The sequence below is a fragment of the Sinorhizobium kostiense genome, from assembly GCF_017874595.1.
Lineage (GTDB): Bacteria > Pseudomonadota > Alphaproteobacteria > Rhizobiales > Rhizobiaceae > Sinorhizobium > Sinorhizobium kostiense.
On the sequence record NZ_JAGILA010000006.1, the window covers coordinates 237768 to 254320 of the forward strand.

General features: G+C 64.2%; 14 protein-coding genes, 1 pseudogene and 1 riboswitch. Of the genes and pseudogenes, 4 read left to right on the top strand and 11 right to left on the bottom strand.

Annotation, left to right across the window (positions count from 1 at the left end):
• Positions 1–31 precede the first annotated feature (31 nt).
• The 5 genes and pseudogenes from J2Z31_RS20865 to J2Z31_RS20885 form a co-directional block, all read right to left on the bottom strand.
• A complete protein-coding gene (locus tag J2Z31_RS20865; protein ID WP_209604176.1) occupies positions 32–838 on the bottom strand; it encodes an ABC transporter ATP-binding protein in 807 nt (268 codons plus the stop codon).
• A complete protein-coding gene (locus J2Z31_RS20870) occupies positions 835–1863 on the bottom strand; it encodes a FecCD family ABC transporter permease (RefSeq protein ID WP_209604177.1) in 1029 nt (342 codons plus the stop codon). Before J2Z31_RS20870 ends, J2Z31_RS20865 begins: the two co-directional genes overlap by 4 nt.
• Positions 1860–2810: pseudogene (locus J2Z31_RS20875) on the bottom strand (ABC transporter substrate-binding protein); the annotation flags it as partial. The gene J2Z31_RS20870 and the pseudogene J2Z31_RS20875, both read right to left, overlap by 4 nt.
• Positions 2811–3170: 360 nt before the next feature.
• Positions 3171–3403, bottom strand: a riboswitch (cobalamin riboswitch).
• A 65-nt stretch (positions 3404–3468) separates the two neighbouring features.
• A complete protein-coding gene (locus J2Z31_RS20880) occupies positions 3469–4116 on the bottom strand; it encodes a cysteine hydrolase family protein (protein ID WP_209604181.1) in 648 nt (215 codons plus the stop codon).
• Positions 4116–4592 carry a MarR family winged helix-turn-helix transcriptional regulator gene (locus tag J2Z31_RS20885; RefSeq protein WP_209604183.1) on the bottom strand — a complete coding sequence of 159 codons (477 nt, stop codon included), beginning with the start codon at positions 4590–4592 and terminating at the stop codon, positions 4116–4118. Before J2Z31_RS20885 ends, J2Z31_RS20880 begins: the two co-directional genes overlap by 1 nt.
• Before the next feature lie 117 nt (positions 4593–4709).
• Here J2Z31_RS20885 and J2Z31_RS20890 point away from each other — a divergent pair, with 117 nt between their 5' ends.
• The 4 genes from J2Z31_RS20890 (at position 4710) to ftsY (ending at position 9597) form a co-directional block, all read left to right on the top strand.
• Entirely contained in the window at positions 4710–5720 is a 1011-nt protein-coding gene (locus J2Z31_RS20890; RefSeq protein WP_209604185.1) for an MBL fold metallo-hydrolase, read from the top strand.
• A 98-nt stretch (positions 5721–5818) separates the two neighbouring features.
• A complete protein-coding gene (gene dapF / locus J2Z31_RS20895) occupies positions 5819–6721 on the top strand; it encodes a diaminopimelate epimerase (protein WP_209604187.1) in 903 nt (300 codons plus the stop codon).
• Positions 6718–7992 (top strand): tRNA (N(6)-L-threonylcarbamoyladenosine(37)-C(2))-methylthiotransferase MtaB, encoded by a 1275-nt coding sequence (gene mtaB, locus J2Z31_RS20900; RefSeq protein WP_209604189.1) that lies wholly within the window; start codon positions 6718–6720, stop codon positions 7990–7992. Before dapF ends, mtaB begins: the two co-directional genes overlap by 4 nt.
• 15 nt (positions 7993–8007) lie before the next feature.
• Entirely contained in the window at positions 8008–9597 is a 1590-nt protein-coding gene (ftsY, locus tag J2Z31_RS20905) for a signal recognition particle-docking protein FtsY (protein ID WP_209604191.1), read from the top strand.
• 37 nt (positions 9598–9634) lie between these two features.
• On the opposite strand, the gene J2Z31_RS20910 is transcribed toward ftsY, so the two are convergent.
• From J2Z31_RS20910 to leuS, 6 genes are all read right to left on the bottom strand, one after another.
• Positions 9635–10258 (bottom strand): LysE family translocator, encoded by a 624-nt coding sequence (locus tag J2Z31_RS20910; protein ID WP_209604193.1) that lies wholly within the window; start codon positions 10256–10258, stop codon positions 9635–9637.
• A 369-nt stretch (positions 10259–10627) separates the two neighbouring features.
• Complete coding sequence (locus J2Z31_RS20915; RefSeq protein WP_209604195.1) at positions 10628–11389, bottom strand: amino acid ABC transporter ATP-binding protein; 762 nt, start codon at positions 11387–11389, stop codon at positions 10628–10630.
• Positions 11386–12066 carry an ABC transporter permease subunit gene (locus J2Z31_RS20920; RefSeq protein ID WP_209604197.1) on the bottom strand — a complete coding sequence of 227 codons (681 nt, stop codon included), beginning with the start codon at positions 12064–12066 and terminating at the stop codon, positions 11386–11388. Before J2Z31_RS20920 ends, J2Z31_RS20915 begins: the two co-directional genes overlap by 4 nt.
• 128 nt (positions 12067–12194) lie before the next feature.
• A complete protein-coding gene (gene holA / locus J2Z31_RS20925) occupies positions 12195–13229 on the bottom strand; it encodes a DNA polymerase III subunit delta (protein ID WP_209604199.1) in 1035 nt (344 codons plus the stop codon).
• A 12-nt stretch (positions 13230–13241) separates the two neighbouring features.
• A complete protein-coding gene (locus J2Z31_RS20930) occupies positions 13242–13772 on the bottom strand; it encodes an LPS assembly lipoprotein LptE (protein WP_209604201.1) in 531 nt (176 codons plus the stop codon).
• Positions 13759–16389, bottom strand: a complete 2631-nt coding sequence (leuS, locus tag J2Z31_RS20935) for a leucine--tRNA ligase (protein WP_209604203.1) — start codon at positions 16387–16389, stop codon at positions 13759–13761. The genes J2Z31_RS20930 and leuS overlap by 14 nt, the downstream gene beginning before the upstream one ends.
• Positions 16390–16553 lie beyond the last annotated feature (164 nt).

Consider the following 16553-nt stretch of genomic DNA (forward strand, 5'->3'; position numbering starts at 1 on the left):
TGAGGTCCACAGGGAGGCACGGCAACACCGATCATGATGAAATCCTCCTGAGCACCGGCATTTCGACGACCGGTGAACCGGGCGGCCGGTAACGGATGTGGCAGCGCCCCCCGCTCTCATGTACCACATCGACGTCGATCCCGAAGACGGCGGCGATTCGCTCGCCGCTGAGGACATCGGATGGGCGCCCAAGCGCAACGATGCGGCCGCCGCTCATCAAAGCGATGCGATCGCAGAACATGGCCGCGTGGTTGAGATCGTGCAGGGCCGCGACGGCCGTCAGCTTCTGCTGGCGGACGAGTTGCAGCAGACCGATCTGATGGCCGATATCCAGGTGGTTGGTCGGCTCGTCGAGAAGCAGGACCTGCGGCTGTTGCGCGAGAGCGCGGGCGATGTGCAGGCGCTGCCGCTCTCCGCCTGAAAGCGTGTGCCACAGCCGGGCGGCCAATCGCTCCATGTCGACATTGCGGAGCGCTTCGTCGACAATCGCGTCGTCTTTCGACGACCAGGGGGCGAGCGCACCGAGATGCGGCGTACGACCGAGCTCCACGGCCTGGCGGGCGGATATGCGTTCGCCAGTTTCGGCCTGCTGCTCGACCAAGGCGATACGCTTGGCGATTTCGCGCCGGCTGAGCCTGTCGATGGCCTGTCCGTCGACCAGTATTCGACCCGACTTGGGCCGCCGGAGACCTGCCAGGAGCGACATGAGGCTCGTCTTTCCGGAGCCGTTCGGCCCGACGATGCCGAGAAATTCGCCCGGCACGACATCCAGCGAGACGTTCTCGAGGATGGAAACCCCGCCCTTGGACCACGAGACGTTGCATGCCGATAATCTCATCGAGCCGCTCCACGCCTGCCGAGAAGGATTGCGAAGGCCGGAGCGCCGACGAGCGCGGTCACGACGCCGATCGGCAGCACCTGTCCCGGAATGATTACGCGCGACACGATGTCGGCGGCGATCATGAATATCGCGCCGATCAAAGCGGAAGCCGGCAGCAGCACCCCGTGCCGAATGCCGACAAGCATGCGGGCCGCGTGCGGTATGACGAGCCCGGCGAAACCGATTGACCCCACGATGCTGACCATGGCCGCCGTCATCATCGCCGATGCGCCGATCAGGACGACATAGACCCGCCGGACCGGGACGCCGAGAGAAGCGGCCGCCTCGGAGCCGAACGTGAAGGCATCGAGCGCGCGAGCATGCCACAGACAGACAAGCAGTCCGATCACGGCGGTGGGCACCGCGAGCCAGGCATCGGGCCAGCGGACGCCGGACAGATTGCCGAGCAGCCAGAACATGATCGCGCGCGACTGTTCCGCATTGGCCGCCTTGGTGACGATCAAGGAGGTGAGCGCGTTGAAGAGCTGCGAGCCGGCGACACCGGCCAGGATGATCGCCCCGTGCCCCCTGCCCGCGCGCATTGCGAGCAGGCTGACGAGCCCGAAGGCGAGAAGCGCGCCGAGGAAGGCCCCCAGCGGCATAGTCAGCAGACCGGCGCCAAAACCGAGGATAGCCACGGCGACCGCGCCCGTCGATGCACCTGCAGAGATGCCGAGAATGTACGGATCGGCCAAGGGGTTGCGCAACAGCGATTGCAGCACGACGCCGGAAAGTGCAAGCGCCGAGCCGCAGCAGGCCGCCACCACGGCACGGCTGAGGCGGTAGTTCCAGACGACGCCCTCGTTGATCGGGTCGAGCGAGTACCCGGCTTGCCATAGCCGATTGGCAATCGTCCGGCCGACGACGTCCATCGGGATCGCCGTCTCGCCGATCGCCGCACCCAGCCAGAGCGCGGCGAACAGCAGGAAAAGCGCCAGCAGGCTGGCGCCGGTTCTCGACAGGGAATTCGCGAAGCCGATCACTGGGTCAGGCCGGATTTTGCGATGGCCTCGGCCAGAACCTCGATTCCTTCGATGGTCCGGATCGTCGGGTTCATCGCTTGAGCGTCCATTTCGACGACATGACCATCCTTTACCGCCGGCATGAGGTTTGTGACCGGGTCGGACCTCAGGAACTGGTGCTTGAGAGCGATGTCGTCGGCAGGGTATCGGCGCCGCTCCATCTTGCCCGCGACGATGATCGTCGGATTGGACTTGGCAATGGTTTCCCAGCCGACGGTCGGCCACTCCTCGTCGCTCTCGATGACGTTGCGGATGTCAAGCGCCCTCATGATATATCCGGGGGCGCCGTTCCTGCCGGCAACGTAGGGATCGATGTCGAGCTCGGCGCTCGAGAACCAGAACACCGCGGAAAGCTTGCCATTCGCCGACGCGACCTTCTTCCTCGCCGCTTCCTCGCGCGCCTTCAGCTCGGCGATCAGCTTCTCGCCGCGAACCTGGACGTCGAAGATCTGCGCCAGTTCGGCGATCTCCTGGTAGATCAGCTCCATGGTGAAGACGGCGTGGCGGACGCCATCGCCGCCGCCGGTGTTATCCTTGCCGACGCAATCGGCCGGCGAGGTATAGAACGGAATGCCGAGTTCCTCGAACTGCTCCGGCTTGGCGACGACACCCTCGGGCCCGACGTGCCACTGGAACTGCGCTGTCACGACATCCGGCTTCTCGGCAAGAACGCTTTCGAAGCTTGGATCATTGTCGGCGAGGCGCTTCACTTTGGCGTTCGCCTCTTCGTAACCCTCCAGGACCGGGCCGAGCCAGACGGCGGTACCGACCATCCGGTTCTGAAGCCCGAGCAGATACATGATCTCCGTGCTGCTCTGGCCGATCGAGACGGCACGTTCTGGCGCCTTCTGGAAAGTGACGTCGCGGCCGCAATTGGCGAGCGTCAGCGGATAGGTGGTCTCGGCGGCCTGCGCGTTGCTGGCGATGGACGACATCAGCGCGGCGAACGCGATCAGGCTGCGGCGGATGCTGGGAATGGTGGTCACGTTGGATCTCCCCGATTGCAAGAATGGCTGCCACGATGTACGGGCGGGCATGAACGGATCGCGTCGCTTGCAGCGCCGCGCGTCTTGTCAGACGCGCTGCAAGTCTCTCGGCCTAAGCATCGTGCTTTCCGAAATCGGCTCCGATTCCTGGGGCCGATGCGCAAGGTCAGCGGTTTGGAGCGCGCAGGCGCTCACGCGGGGAGGAATGACGGTAGGAGGCGCAGCCAGGCGCGAAGCTTTTGTCATGGCAGATCCTGTTCCGGGCATCCCCGCCCGTGACATTGGAGCGAACGCATGACGGCAGGTCTCCTGGCTTGCGGATGTCTGTCGTCCATCTGCCTTCCCGTGCCGCGCGGCACAGTGGCATGGCGCTGGAGGCGCCACGAGGATGGACGGCAATCCGCTCACAGTTGCGGGGGCAGCCACGGTCTTGGTCCCTGTTGGGTCGCCCGCACCGTGTTCCCTATTCATCCCCTTCGCTTCGTCGTCGGGGAACCGTCGTCGGCTTCAATAAATTGCTGATCCCGGCCGGTCAAGGCCACCTCGACTGAATGCGAACCGTCCCGCCCGGGACCGCAAATCAAACGACGACGGCGCCGCGGCCCTTCAGGGCCGCGAGATGCCTGCACCAATCCGCTTCGTCGTGGCTCAACACCGCGTCTTTGACGATCTCGACCCGATAGCCTCGATTGAGCGCGCCGTGGGCGGTGGCCTGCACGCAATAGGAGCCGTCGAGCCCGGTCAGAAGCAGCGTGCCGACCCTGTTCGCCGCGAGATAGCCGTCCAGTTCCGGGGAGGTGAAGCTGTCGCTCCGCGATTTTACCAGCTCGAAGTCTGGCTGGACTGGAAGCTCCGCTAGGCGGAGGCCCTTGGATCCGGGTATGCCGCGCCCCTCGCCGAAGAGGCGGATCATCAGCCGGATGAGCGGAGCGCGGTGGACATGGCGAATGGCGATCACCGGGATTTCCGCCTTCTTGGCCTTTGCGGCCATGATGTCGATCGCCTCGACACGCGCCTTCCGATAGGCCGCCTCCCAGCCGTATCGCCCGCCGACGGAGGTGAAGTCCTCCTGCATGTCGATCACCAGCAGCGCAAGATTGGGCCGCAGGGAGAAGTCGATGGGTTCGCCGGCGGTCGGCGTATAGGTCACCTTGAGTTCCCGCCTCAGCTCGATGACGAAAAGCACGGCAAGGATGGCGATCCCCGCGATCGTCCAGAAGAGCGGCATCACGATCTCTCCTCCTTCCCGTCCCCCGCCTGCGCAAGCGCCTCGAAGGCGGCGTCGATGCGCATCATCACCCGCAGCGCCACGACCACTTCGGTCTGGTTGATGTCGCCGAGAACGGCGTGCAGCATCTCGAGCTCGCGCCCGTGAACGGTCTGGAACAGATCCCGGCCGGCGGCGGTCGGCGCGCAGAGATAGGCGCTGCGGTGCTCGGGATTGGGCGTCTTCTCGATCAGCCCTTTCGAGATGAGCCCGGCGGCCACGCGCTGCACGAACTGCCGCTTCATGGAGAGCTGCCTGGCCGCCTCCGGGACCGTCAGCGGCTGTCCGCAGATGAGCTCGAGGACGGCGCGCTCGGCGACGCTGATCCCCGCCCCTTCCAGCAATTTCTCCATCGTCCTGCTGACATTGAGATGGACGGGGCGGACGAGCCTGATCGCCTTATAGAGACGCTCCTGTTTGTCGAATCGGACCAGCATTGAAGCATGGTAGCAATCGAGTTGCCGTCTTCAAGAAATTCTTAACGGTTCGCCGCGCCCCCCTGGGATTGGCCGGTCTGCTCTCCTATGTTTCGCAAGCATGCGGACGAGGCAGCCATGAGGAAGGAAGTCAATCCCTATTACAGCGGTCCGGTTTCCGACCATTTCGATGGTATCCGCTTCTTCAATCCTGGAGGCATTGCGCCGCGCGGCCTTGCGGACCTCGTTCGCTGGCAGTTCGGCGCCAGGCGTATGCGGTGGCCGGCGCGTTACGACAGTCCCTTCCGCCCGTCGAAACCCGACCTGGCCGTCGACGGCGAGCGGCTGCGCGTGACCATGGTCGGTCACGCGACGCTCCTGATCCAGGTGGCTGGCCGCAACATCCTGAGCGATCCCGTCTGGTCGCGTCGCGCGAGCCCTTTCGCCTTTGCCGGCCCCCCTCGCCGCAACGCGCCAGGAATCCGGATGGCCGACCTGCCGCCGATCGACCTCGTGCTCGTCACCCACAACCACTACGACCACCTCGATCTCGCCACGTTGGGCGCGCTCCATGCGGAGCATGCGCCGCATATGGTTACGCCGCTCGGCAACGACACGATCATCCGCCGTGCCGTGCCGGAAGCGCGGATATCGGTGGTCGACTGGGGCGATCGACTCGACCTGGATGACGGCTTCGTCATCCATGCGGAACCCTGCCACCATTGGTCTGCGCGCCGCACCAGCGACCGTCGCATGGCCCTCTGGGCCGCCTTCGTCATCGAGACGCCTGCCGGCAAGATCTACCACGTTGGCGACACCGGCTTTCACGGCGGCAGCAATTATCGGGCGGCGCGGGAAAAGCATGGACCCTTCCGCCTCGCCAACCTGCCCTTCGGCTGCTACGAACCGCGCTGGTTCATGGAGGGCCAGCACCAGAATCCGGAAGAGGCTGTGATGGGAATGCTCGCCTGTGGCGCCGGGCACGTTGCCGGCCACCATTGGGGCACCTTCCGGCTGACCAATGAGGGGATCGAGGATCCGCTGAGAGCGCTCGAGGCTGCACTCGACAAGGCGGGCATTGAACGGGACCGGTTCAGGGCCCTGCGTCCGGGTGAGGTCTTCGACGTACCTCATGCGCCGCCGGCATGAGAGTGACGCCGGCACTGGTAATTTCCGGGCTTTTCCGCCATATACAGCCCGAATGAAAAGCGCCTCCGGACTGGAGGCCGGGTTGGGACAATCGCGACATGGCCGATCGGGTGCAATTTGCCAGGATGAACGGGCTTGGAAACAAGATCCTGGTGATTGACATGCGCGGCCGCAAGGACCGCGTCACGCCCGAAGCCGCGATCATGCTCAATGCGGACCCGGCGACCCGGTTCGACCAGATCATGGCAATCCACGATCCGAAGGCCGCCGGCACGGACGCCTGGATCGACATCATCAATTCCGACGGCTCGATGGCGCAGGCCTGCGGCAACGGTACGCGCTGCGTGGTGCAGGCGCTTGCCGCCGAAACCGGCAAAAAGGCTTTCCTCTTCCACACGGTCGCCGGCCTCCTCGAAACCAGGGAACATGACGACGGGATGATTTCGGTCGACATGGGCATCCCTCGTTTCGACTGGAAGGACATCCCGCTCGCCGAGGAGTTCCACGACACGCGCCGGATCGAGCTGCAGATCGGGCCGATCGACGATCCCGTCCTGCATTCGCCCTCCGTCGCTTCGATGGGAAACCCGCATGCGATCTTCTGGGTCGAAGACGATGTCTGGAGCTACGAGCTCGAGCGCTTCGGGCCGCTGCTCGAAAACCATCCGATCTTCCCCGAGCGCGCCAATATCTCGATCGCCCATGTCCGCTCCCGCAATGAGATGGACCTGAGGACCTGGGAGCGCGGCGCAGGCCTGACGCTTGCCTGCGGCTCAGCTGCCTGCGCCGCTGCCGTCAGCGGGGCTCGCACCGGACGCACCGACCGGACGGTGACGGTGAACGTGCCTGGCGGCCCACTCGTCATCGAGTGGCGCGAGAGCGACGATCACGTAATCATGACGGGACCGGCCGAATGGGAATGGTCGGGAACGCTCGATCCCGCTACCGGTGCCTTCCAGCGCGACGAGACGAGTGGCGAAACTGGAGCTCGGGCGCTTTGAGCGGCGTCGAGGTCATAACCTTCGGCTGCCGGCTCAACACCTACGAATCGGAAGTGATGCGGGCGCAGGCCGAGAAAGCGGGCCTGAACAACGCCATTCTCGTCAATACCTGCGCCGTCACCGGGGAGGCCGTGCGCCAGGCGCGCCAGGCGATCCGCCGGGCGCGCCGTGAAAACCCGCATGCCCGAATTATCGTCACCGGCTGCGCCGCGCAGACCGAGAAGGAAACCTTCGCCGAAATGGCGGAGGTCGATGCCGTGCTCGGCAACGAGGAGAAGCTCAAGAGCGCTTCCTATCGCTCGCTGCCGGATTTCGGCGTTTCGGTCGAGGAGAAGCTGCGCGTCAACGATATCATGAGCGTGCGCGCCACGGCGCCGCAGATGGTAAAGCACATCGACGGGCATGTGCGCGCCTTCATCCAGGTGCAGAACGGCTGCGACCATCGCTGCACCTTCTGCATCATTCCCTATGGACGCGGCAATTCCCGCTCCGTGCCGATGGGCGCCGTCGTCGAGCAGGCCTGCCGGCTCGTGGAAGGCGGATACCGCGAAATCGTCTTGACCGGGGTCGATGCGACAAGCTACGGCGCCGACCTGCCGGGGACGCCGACGCTCGGCCTCTTGGCCAAGACGCTGCTGAAGCGCGTGCCGGAGATCTTGCGCCTGAGGCTCTCGTCTATCGACAGCATCGAGGCGGATCGGCACCTCCTCGACCTGATCGCCGAGGAGCCGCGCTTCATGCCGCATCTGCACCTGTCGCTGCAGCATGGCGACGACCTGATCCTGAAACGGATGAAGCGGCGCCATTCGAGCGCCGATGCCCGAGCGTTTTGCAACGAGGTGCGCGGCCTGAGGCCGGAAATCAGTTTCGGCGCCGACATGATTGCGGGCTTTCCGACCGAGAGCGAGGAAATGTTCGCCAACGCCATGCGGCTCGCGGAAGAGTGCGGCATCGCGCATCTGCACGTCTTTCCCTATAGCCCGCGCCCCGGAACGCCGGCCGCGCGCATGCCGCAACTCGATCGCGCGCTCGTCAAGGATCGCGCGGCACGCCTGCGCTCGAAGGGGGCGGAACTCTACGCGAGCCATCTCGAACGGATGATCGGCAGCGAGCAGACGATCCTGGTCGAGATGAACGGGCTGGCGCACACGGAAAACTTCACGCTCGTCGAGGCCGCCGGGCTTAAGCCCCGGTCTCTGACGAGGGTCGCGATCACCGGCCATAACGGCAAGCATCTGACGATGCGGCCCAAACAGATGGCTGCGGCCTGATAGCTGGATAATCCCATGGCGATTGGTTTCATCAAGAAGATCTTCTCCTTCGGCAAGGACGCCGTCGAGGAAAAACCCGTGCCGCAGCAGGAGGTTGCGCCGGAAACAACGGATGCGGCGGAGATAACGCCCTTTGTTCCCGACAAGGAGGAAGAGGGGACGGCTGGGGTCGCGACCGAGCCGAGCGCAAACACCGCCGCCGACGCAAGCGTCGCTGTGCAGGACGAGAGCGTCCCGCGTCCGATCCCCCCCCTCGTGGGGGAGATGCCCCCTTACGCGACGCTCGCAGATGAAAAGGCCGAGGCTGCGATACCCTCCTCTGTCCCTTCGGGACAACTCCCCCACGAGGGGGGAGAGCAGAGGGAGACCGAGGTGACCGCCGAGGACGTCCGGACCGACACAAATGAGTCAAAGGCCGTTCCGGACATTGTCGCCATCCCGCCCGAGACAACCACGGAAGACGCCGATACGAAGGGCGAGAACGCCGAGGCGAGCGAAAGCGTCGTTGCCAACGAAACCGTCGCGGTGGAGAAGGAAAGTGCCTCAGCTCTCTCCCCCCTCGTGGGGGAGATACCCGCCAGGGCAGAGGGGGTTGGCGCATCCGCTGAGCCCGCCCCAAACCTGCCGAAGGGCTTCGCCGCTTCCGAGAAGCGCCCGAAGGAAGAGGCCGCTGCTCCGCAGCCGAAGCTTTCCTGGTATCAGCGCCTGCGCCGCGGCCTGGCCCGCACCTCCTCGCAGCTCACGGGTCAGATCGCCAGCCTTTTCACCAAGAGAAAGCTAGACGACGCGACGCTGCAGGACCTTGAGGATCTCTTGATCCAGGCCGATCTCGGTGTCGAGACGGCGATGCGCATCACCGACACGCTTGCCTCGGAGCGCTACGGGAAGGATGTAACCGGCGAGGACGTCTCCCGCATTATGGCGGGCGAGATTTCCAAGGTGCTGGAGCCGGTCGCCAAGCCCCTGGAACTCGACCTCAGCCACAAGCCGCATGTGATCCTCGTCGTTGGCGTCAACGGCACCGGCAAGACGACGACGATCGGCAAGCTTGCTGCCAAGCTCTCCGGCGCAGGGCTGAAGGTGATGCTCGCGGCCGGCGACACATTCCGAGCAGCGGCGATCGAGCAACTGAAGATCTGGGCGGAGCGGACGAAATCAGACATCGTTTCCTCCAAGCTCGGCGCCGATGCGGCGGGCCTCGCCTACGAGGCCTACGAGCGGGCCCGCGAGAAAAAGTCGGACGTACTGATCATCGACACCGCCGGGAGGCTGCAGAACAAGGCCGAGCTGATGGCGGAGCTCGAAAAGATCGTGCGCGTCCTCGGCAAGCTCGATCCCGATGCGCCGCACACGGTGCTGCAGACACTCGATGCGACGACCGGACAGAATGCACTGCAGCAGGTGGAGATCTTCCGCAACGTCGCCGGCGTCAGCGGCCTGATCATGACCAAGCTCGACGGCACAGCACGCGGCGGCATCCTGGTGGCGATCTCGGCAAAGCACAAGCTCCCGGTCTATTTCATCGGCGTTGGCGAGGGGATCGACGATCTGGAGCCCTTCGAGGCCAAGGACTTTGCCGAGGCGATCGCCGGCATTGCGCCGTGAGCTCCTGGATGTCCCACCCGGCCATTCCGCTCGGAAGTCAGTTTCCCGACTTCAACGCCACGGTCGCGACCCCCGCCCCGACGAGTAGCATGCCGCCAGCCTTGTTGAAGATGCCGATTGCGCGGGGATTTCGCACGACATTCCGGGCCCGGGATGCGACAAGCGCATAGCCAAGGGCATTGGCGAAGGCGAGCGTCAGGAACGTGGTCTCGAAGACGAGCATCTGGGTCAGAAAATCCGCGCTGCGGTCGAGGAACTGCGGCAGGAAAGCGACGAAGAAGGTAATGCTTTTCGGATTGAGTGCGGTGACCAGCCAGGCATGCGTCGTCATCTTCGCTGCGGAAGCCGCGTCCGTGCGCGGCTTGGCGTCGAGTGCGCCGCTCGCACGGAAAAGCCTGATGCCGAGATAGATGAGATAGGCAGCGCCTATCCACTTCAGGATCGTGAAAACCGTCGCCGACGCCATGAGGAGTGCGCCGACGCCAAGCATCGACAGAGTCATCGCTGTGAAATCGCCAAGCGCGACACCGGCAGCAATTGGTAACCCGGCGCGCCAGCCTTGCCCAAGCGCGTAGGACACGACGAGCAGGATTGTGGGGCCAGGAATAATGAGCAGTACCGTGGAGGCTGCGGTGAAGGCGATCCAAGTCTCGAACGTCATGAGGAGTCTCCTGCCTAAAGATCAGGATAAATCCCTACCGAAACGCCTTTGTAAATAACCAATGTTCGGCGCGAGGGTTTGCTGATCGGGCCTGGCGGATGGTCGCGCCTGCCTCTTGACTGCAAAACGGCTGGCCCGATCCGGCCGTATTCTTCAGCAAAGAGAGCTTGCCATAGCAGCGGACCCATCAAATCCAAATTTTCCTTCCCGTACAGCCATGGGCCGGCAAGACCTTCTGGTGCGACCTCGCGGTTGCCTTTGTCTCAGCCGGTCCAGCCTGAGGATGACGGTGTAGAGAGGGAAATGCCTCCGGGTCAAATGTGCGTGGCAGTGCGATTTGGAAAATCAGTTTATGCGTCCGAACGTCGATCAAATCTCATAGCTCATCGGCGCGCTCAGCGAAGCGATGAACCGTTTGGTGCGCTCTCGCTCCGGCGTCGAGAAAATCGTTTTCGGCGGACCGCTTTCGACCACGACGCCGCCGTCGAGGAAGATCACGTGATCGGCGACGCGGGAGGCAAGCCTGAGGTCGTGGGTCGCCATGATCATGGTCGTGCCCTCGCGGGCAAGCCGGCTGAGGACCTCGACGACCTCTTCCGCCAGTTCCGGATCGAGCGCCGAGGTGGGCTCGTCGCAAAGCAGCACGCGCGGCGAAGGGGCGAGCGCCCTGGCGATCGCGACGCGCTGTTGCTGGCCGCCGGAGAGCGTTGCCGGCCAGGCGTCGGCCTTGTGGGCCATGCCGACCTTTTCCAGGAGTTCGAGCGCACGGGCGCGGGCGCGGGCGGCCGGCCATTTGAGAACGGTGACGAGGCCCTCCATGACATTGCCGATCGCCGTCTGGTGCGGAAAGAGCTGGAAATTCTGGAACACCATGCCGGTCTGGCGGCGGAGCTTCTGGATTGCCTGCCAACCGACCTTGCGGTCGGGCGTAAATTCCAGCCGCTCGTCGCCGAGGCGGATCGTGCCGCTGGTCGGGATTTCCAGTAGGTTGACGCAGCGCAACAGCGTGCTCTTGCCTCCGCCGGAGGGGCCGACGAGCGCCGAGACGGTGCCTTCCGCGAGCGTTATGCTGATGTCGTTGAGTACCGTATGGGTACCGAAGCGCTTTACGATATGTGACAGCTCGATCATGCGCGCGCCTCCAGGAAGCCGCCGTAGCGGGCGAAGCGGCTCTCCAGCTTCACCTGCAGGGCCGAAAGCACCGAACTCATGGCAAGATAGATCAGGGCCGCCTCGATGTAGAGGATCAACGGCTCGTAGGTGGTGGCGACGATGCGCTGTGCCGTCTGGAACAGTTCGGGCACGGTGATCGCAGCGGCGAGCGAGGTGTCCTTGACGAGCGAGATGAAGGTATTGGACAGCGGCGGAACGGCGACGCGGCCGGCCTGCGGCAGGATGGTACGTCGCATCGCCTGGGGCCAGCTCATGCCGATCGAATAGGCCGCCTCCCATTGGCCGCGCGGGACCGACGAGATCACCGCCCGAATGATCTCGGACGAATAGGCGCCGATATTCAGGGTGAAGCCGATCAGCGCGGCCGGAAAAGCGTCGAGCAGGATGCCAAGGCTTGGCAGGCCGTAGAAGATGACGAAAAGCTGGACGAGCAGCGGGGTGCCGCGGATCACCCAGACATAAAGGCGGGCAATGGCCACGAGCGGCGCCGGAGCGAAAAGCCGGACAATCGCAGTTACAAGGCCGAGCAGGAGCCCAAGGGTGAAGGAAAGCAGTGTCAGAGGAACCGTGAAGGTCAGCCCCGCGAGAAGCAGGGCCGGCAGCGAGTCCACCATCAATTGGAGCCAATGGGGCAATGGAGAGCCTTTCAAGACGTGCGATCCGCCGCCTGTGCCGGAACGGATGGCAATTCATAGTGCAGGATGGGGAGAGCTGTGAAGCCCGCATCCTATGCAACTGTCCAGTACCTGCCCTGAGCGTAGCCTCAGCGCCTGGCAGACTGAATCGCGATCGCCAGCAGACATTGCAGAACCAGGCTCTCCTCGAGCGATTGCCGGCTGCGGCTCTGGTAGACGGTTGCCTGCAACCGGCTCAGTTCGCGCCGGATGGCGGGAGACGTCCAATGGCGGAGGGCCGCCTCGACGATCGGCTTGCGGCGGAAATGCAAGCCGCGACCGAGGCTTGCCACCACCTGGCTTGCAGACTGGCGGCTGGCGTCCATCTCGGCTCGCATGACGTCGAGCTGCTGAAACTGCCTGAGGCAGGCCTGAAGCACCAGGAAGGGGGGCGTTTTCGACGTTGAGATCTTCTTCATCGCGTGCATGAGCGCGTCCACATCGCCCCCAAGAACCGCATCCACGGCATCGTCGACGGAAATGGCGCTGGCGTCCCCGACGATCGCAAGGACATCCTCCTCATCGACGATCGCCGTGCCGCGGCAATAAAGCGCAAGCTTCCTGATCTCGTTGCGCGAGGCGATGCGGTCGCCGCCGAGAACCTCGAGCAGCCGCTCGCGCGCGGCCGGGCTGATTCTGAGGCCAAATTCCGAAAGCTCCTTGTCGATGAGAGCATGCAAGCTTCGAGCGTCATCGCTGTAGCAGGCGATGGATGCCACGGTGCGGGCGGGCTCCGCCACCTTTCGAAGCGCCGCCCCCTTCTTGAGATCACCGGCCTCGATGATCAGGTGACTGCTCGCCGGCGGCTCGGCTGCGAGAAGCTGCAGGGCTTCGCTGAGTCCCTTCTCCGCGGCTGCACCGCGAACCCATACCAGCTTTTCGCCGCCGAAGAGGCCGATGGCATTGACCTCGTCGAGCAAACGACCTGCGCCCTGCTGCAACTCGCTTGCATCGAGCTTGACGACGGCGAACGGGTCGTCAAGCGGCAGCCCGAGGGAACTGGCGAGCTCGGCCGCCCTTTCGGAAACGAGGCCGCGATCGGGACCGTAGACGAGGAAAAGCCGATAATGCGCTGCCGATTTCCGCAGGAAGCTGTCGAATTCGTGCGACTTGACCTCGCTCATCCGAGCACCGGATCAGCGGCCGAGTGCCGCCGCGATGTCAGCGCTGATGAGTTCCGAAAGCTCCCGAGCGGCCCGGTTCTCGCCATCGCGAATCGCGCGGATCTTCGCGAATTCCTGGTCGGGGAAGTCGACCAGCGCGACGGCCGAGCGATTGCCCGACTTGACCGTCTCCCCCGTAGCCGTCTTCGTCAGGTTGTAGTCCGCCTTGACGACGATGCGCCCGGCCCCTGCTCGGTCGCGCTCCTGGTCATAGAGCACGCCCATCGTCCGGTGCGCCACGTTGAGCGCCAGATGATATTGCGGATTGACCGGTTCGCCTGCGCCGCCGGAAGTGAGAAAGATCAGCGCGTTTCGCACTTCCTGCTCGACGCGGTCATCGGCGTCGGAAATCTCGATCGAAGCGAGCGAGGCAGCCGTTGCGCCTGTCGAACCTTCCGAATAAAGCGGCCGCACTTGGCAGCCGGCGAGCGTTGCCAATAGCAGCGCACCGGCCAGCAAGCCGAGGGACCGGAAACGGTAGCCAGATTCATCAGACAACGACATTGACGATCCTTTGCGGCACGACGATGATCTTCTTGGGACTGCCGCCGCCGAGCGCCGTCTTGACGGCGTCGAGGGCGAGCACGGCGTGTTCGATCGCACTCTGATCCGCGTCGCGCGCGATTGTCAAATCGGCCCGCTTCTTGCCGTTGATCTGCACCGGCAGGGTGATTTCGTTCTCCACCACCAGGGCCGGATCGAAGCTCGGCCAGGGCCGCTCGGCAATCAGGCCTTCGCCGCCGATCTCCCGCCAGCACTCTTCCGAAAGATGCGGCATCATCGGCGCGATCAGGTTGATCAGGATCGCGGTCGCATCCTTGACGGCCGCGGTCAGGCCGGGCTCGGCCTTAGCGCTGGCTACCTGCGTCAGCGGCGCCGCCAGGACGTTCACCAGCTCGTAGATCCGTGCCACGGCCTTGTTGAAGGCGAGCTTGTCGTAGTCTGCCTCGACAGCCTTGAGCGTACGGTGCGCGGCCTGCGAGATAGCAAGGCCTTCGCCTTCCTTCGCCGGCAAAGCATCAACCTTGCGCAGTTCCGCGGCGGCCTCGGCGACCAGTCTCCAAACGCGCTGGACGAACCGGTGGGCGCCCTCGACGCCGGCCTCGGACCAGATGACGTCACGGTCCGGCGGCGAATCGGAAAGCACGAAGAAGCGAGCCGTATCGGCGCCATAGGAGCCGATGATGTCATCCGGGTCGACGACGTTCTTCTTCGACTTCGACATCTTCTCGATCGAGCCGATGGCGATCTCTTCGTCGGTTTCGATCAGCACCGCCCGCCGTCTTCCGTCGACTTCCTCGATGCGGACCTCGGCGGGGGTGATCCATTCCCGCTGCGCGCCCTCGCCGCGGCTATAGGTCTCGTGCACGACCATGCCCTGCGTGAAGAGCCCCTTGAACGGCTCGTCGATCGTCACATGACCGGCCGCCTTCATCGCGCGGGTGAAGAACCGCGAATAGAGGAGGTGCAGGATCGCATGCTCGATCCCGCCGATATACTGGTCGACCGGCAGCCAGTGGTTCGCGGCCTTGGGATCGGTCGGCTTGTCCTCCCAGGGGGCGGTGAAGCGGGCGAAATACCAGGAGGAGTCGACGAAAGTATCCATCGTGTCGGTTTCCCGGCGCGCGTCCTTGCCGCATTCCGGGCAGGCGACGTGGCGCCAGGTCGGATGCCGGTCGAGCGGATTGCCGGGCTTGTCGAAGGTGACGTCCGACGGCAGCGACACCGGCAAGTCCGCCTTCGGCACCGGCACGACGCCGCAATCATCGCAATGGATCACCGGGATCGGGCAGCCCCAGTAGCGCTGACGGGAGATGCCCCAGTCGCGCAGGCGGAAATTGACCTTGCGCTCGGCCCGTGGTTCGCCGTTCAGTGTCTCCTTCTCGAGCTTCGAGGCAATGGCCTCGAAGGCCTCGTCCGTCGAAAGTCCGTCGAGGAAGCGCGAGTTGATCATCACGCCGTCGCCAACATAGGCTTCGTCGCCGATCGTGAAGGTGGCGGCATCGGCATCCTTCGGCATCACCACCGGCACCACCGGCAGTCCGTATTTGCGGGCGAAATCGAGGTCGCGCTGGTCGCCGGACGGGCAGCCGAAGATCGCGCCGGTGCCGTACTCCATCAGCACGAAATTGGCGACATAGACCGGCAGCTCCCAGCTCGGGTCGAGCGGGTGCTTGGCGCGGATCCCGGTATCGATACCCTTTTTCTCGGCCGTCTCGAGGGCGGCAAGCGATGTTCCGGCGCGGCGGCATTCTTCGCAGAAAGCCTGGATTTCGGCACTCTTGGCGGCCGCTTCCTTTGCCAGCGGGTGGTCGGCGGAAATCGCCAGGAACGAGGCGCCGAAAAGCGTGTCGGGACGGGTCGTGTAGACGGTCAGTTCCGTCATGTCGCCGGGAACGGTGGCCGGGTCGAGTTCCCATCTGAGCGACAGGCCCTCGGATCGGCCGATCCAGTTCTTCTGCATCAGCCGCACCTTTTCCGGCCACTGGTCCAGCTTGTCGAGCGCGTCGAGCAGCTCCTGGCTGAAATCGGTGATGCGGAAGAACCATTGCGTCAGCTCGCGCTGCTCGACAAGCGCGCCCGAGCGCCACCCGCGCCCGTCAATCACTTGCTCGTTGGCGAGCACGGTATTGTCGACCGGGTCCCAGTTGACCTTCGACTGCTTGCGGTAGACCAGGCCCTTTTCCAGGAAATCGAGGAAGAGGTACTGCTGGCGCTGGTAATAGGCCGGGTCGCAGGTCGCGAATTCCCGGCTCCAGTCGAGCGAGAGGCCCATCACCCTCAGCTGTGCCTTCATCGAGGCGATGTTCTGGTAGGTCCAGCCGGCTGGATGCACGCCGCGTTCCATGGCGGCGTTTTCCGCCGGCATGCCGAAGGCATCCCAACCCATCGGGTGCAGCACGTTGAAGCCACGGGCACGCTTGTAGCGAGCAACGACGTCGCCCATCGTATAGTTGCGCACATGTCCCATGTGGATCCGCCCGGACGGATAGGGAAACATCTCCAGCACGTAGTATTTTTCGCGCGGATCGTCGTTCTCGGTCTCGAAGACCTTGCGTGTCTCCCATTCCTGCTGCCAGCGCGGCTCGGCATCACGCGGATTATATCGTTCGGTCGCCATGATTTCTGTCGATGTTCCGGAAGTTTGCGGGGGGCTCGGCGCACCCTCGTGATCGCTGGCGAGACCTTCACCACGAAACGGCTCAAGCGTCAAGTTTCGAAGGTTTTCCGGTACCGGTTTCCCGATCTGCGGGCTTGGCAAGCACCGCAAGTTTCAATAATCCG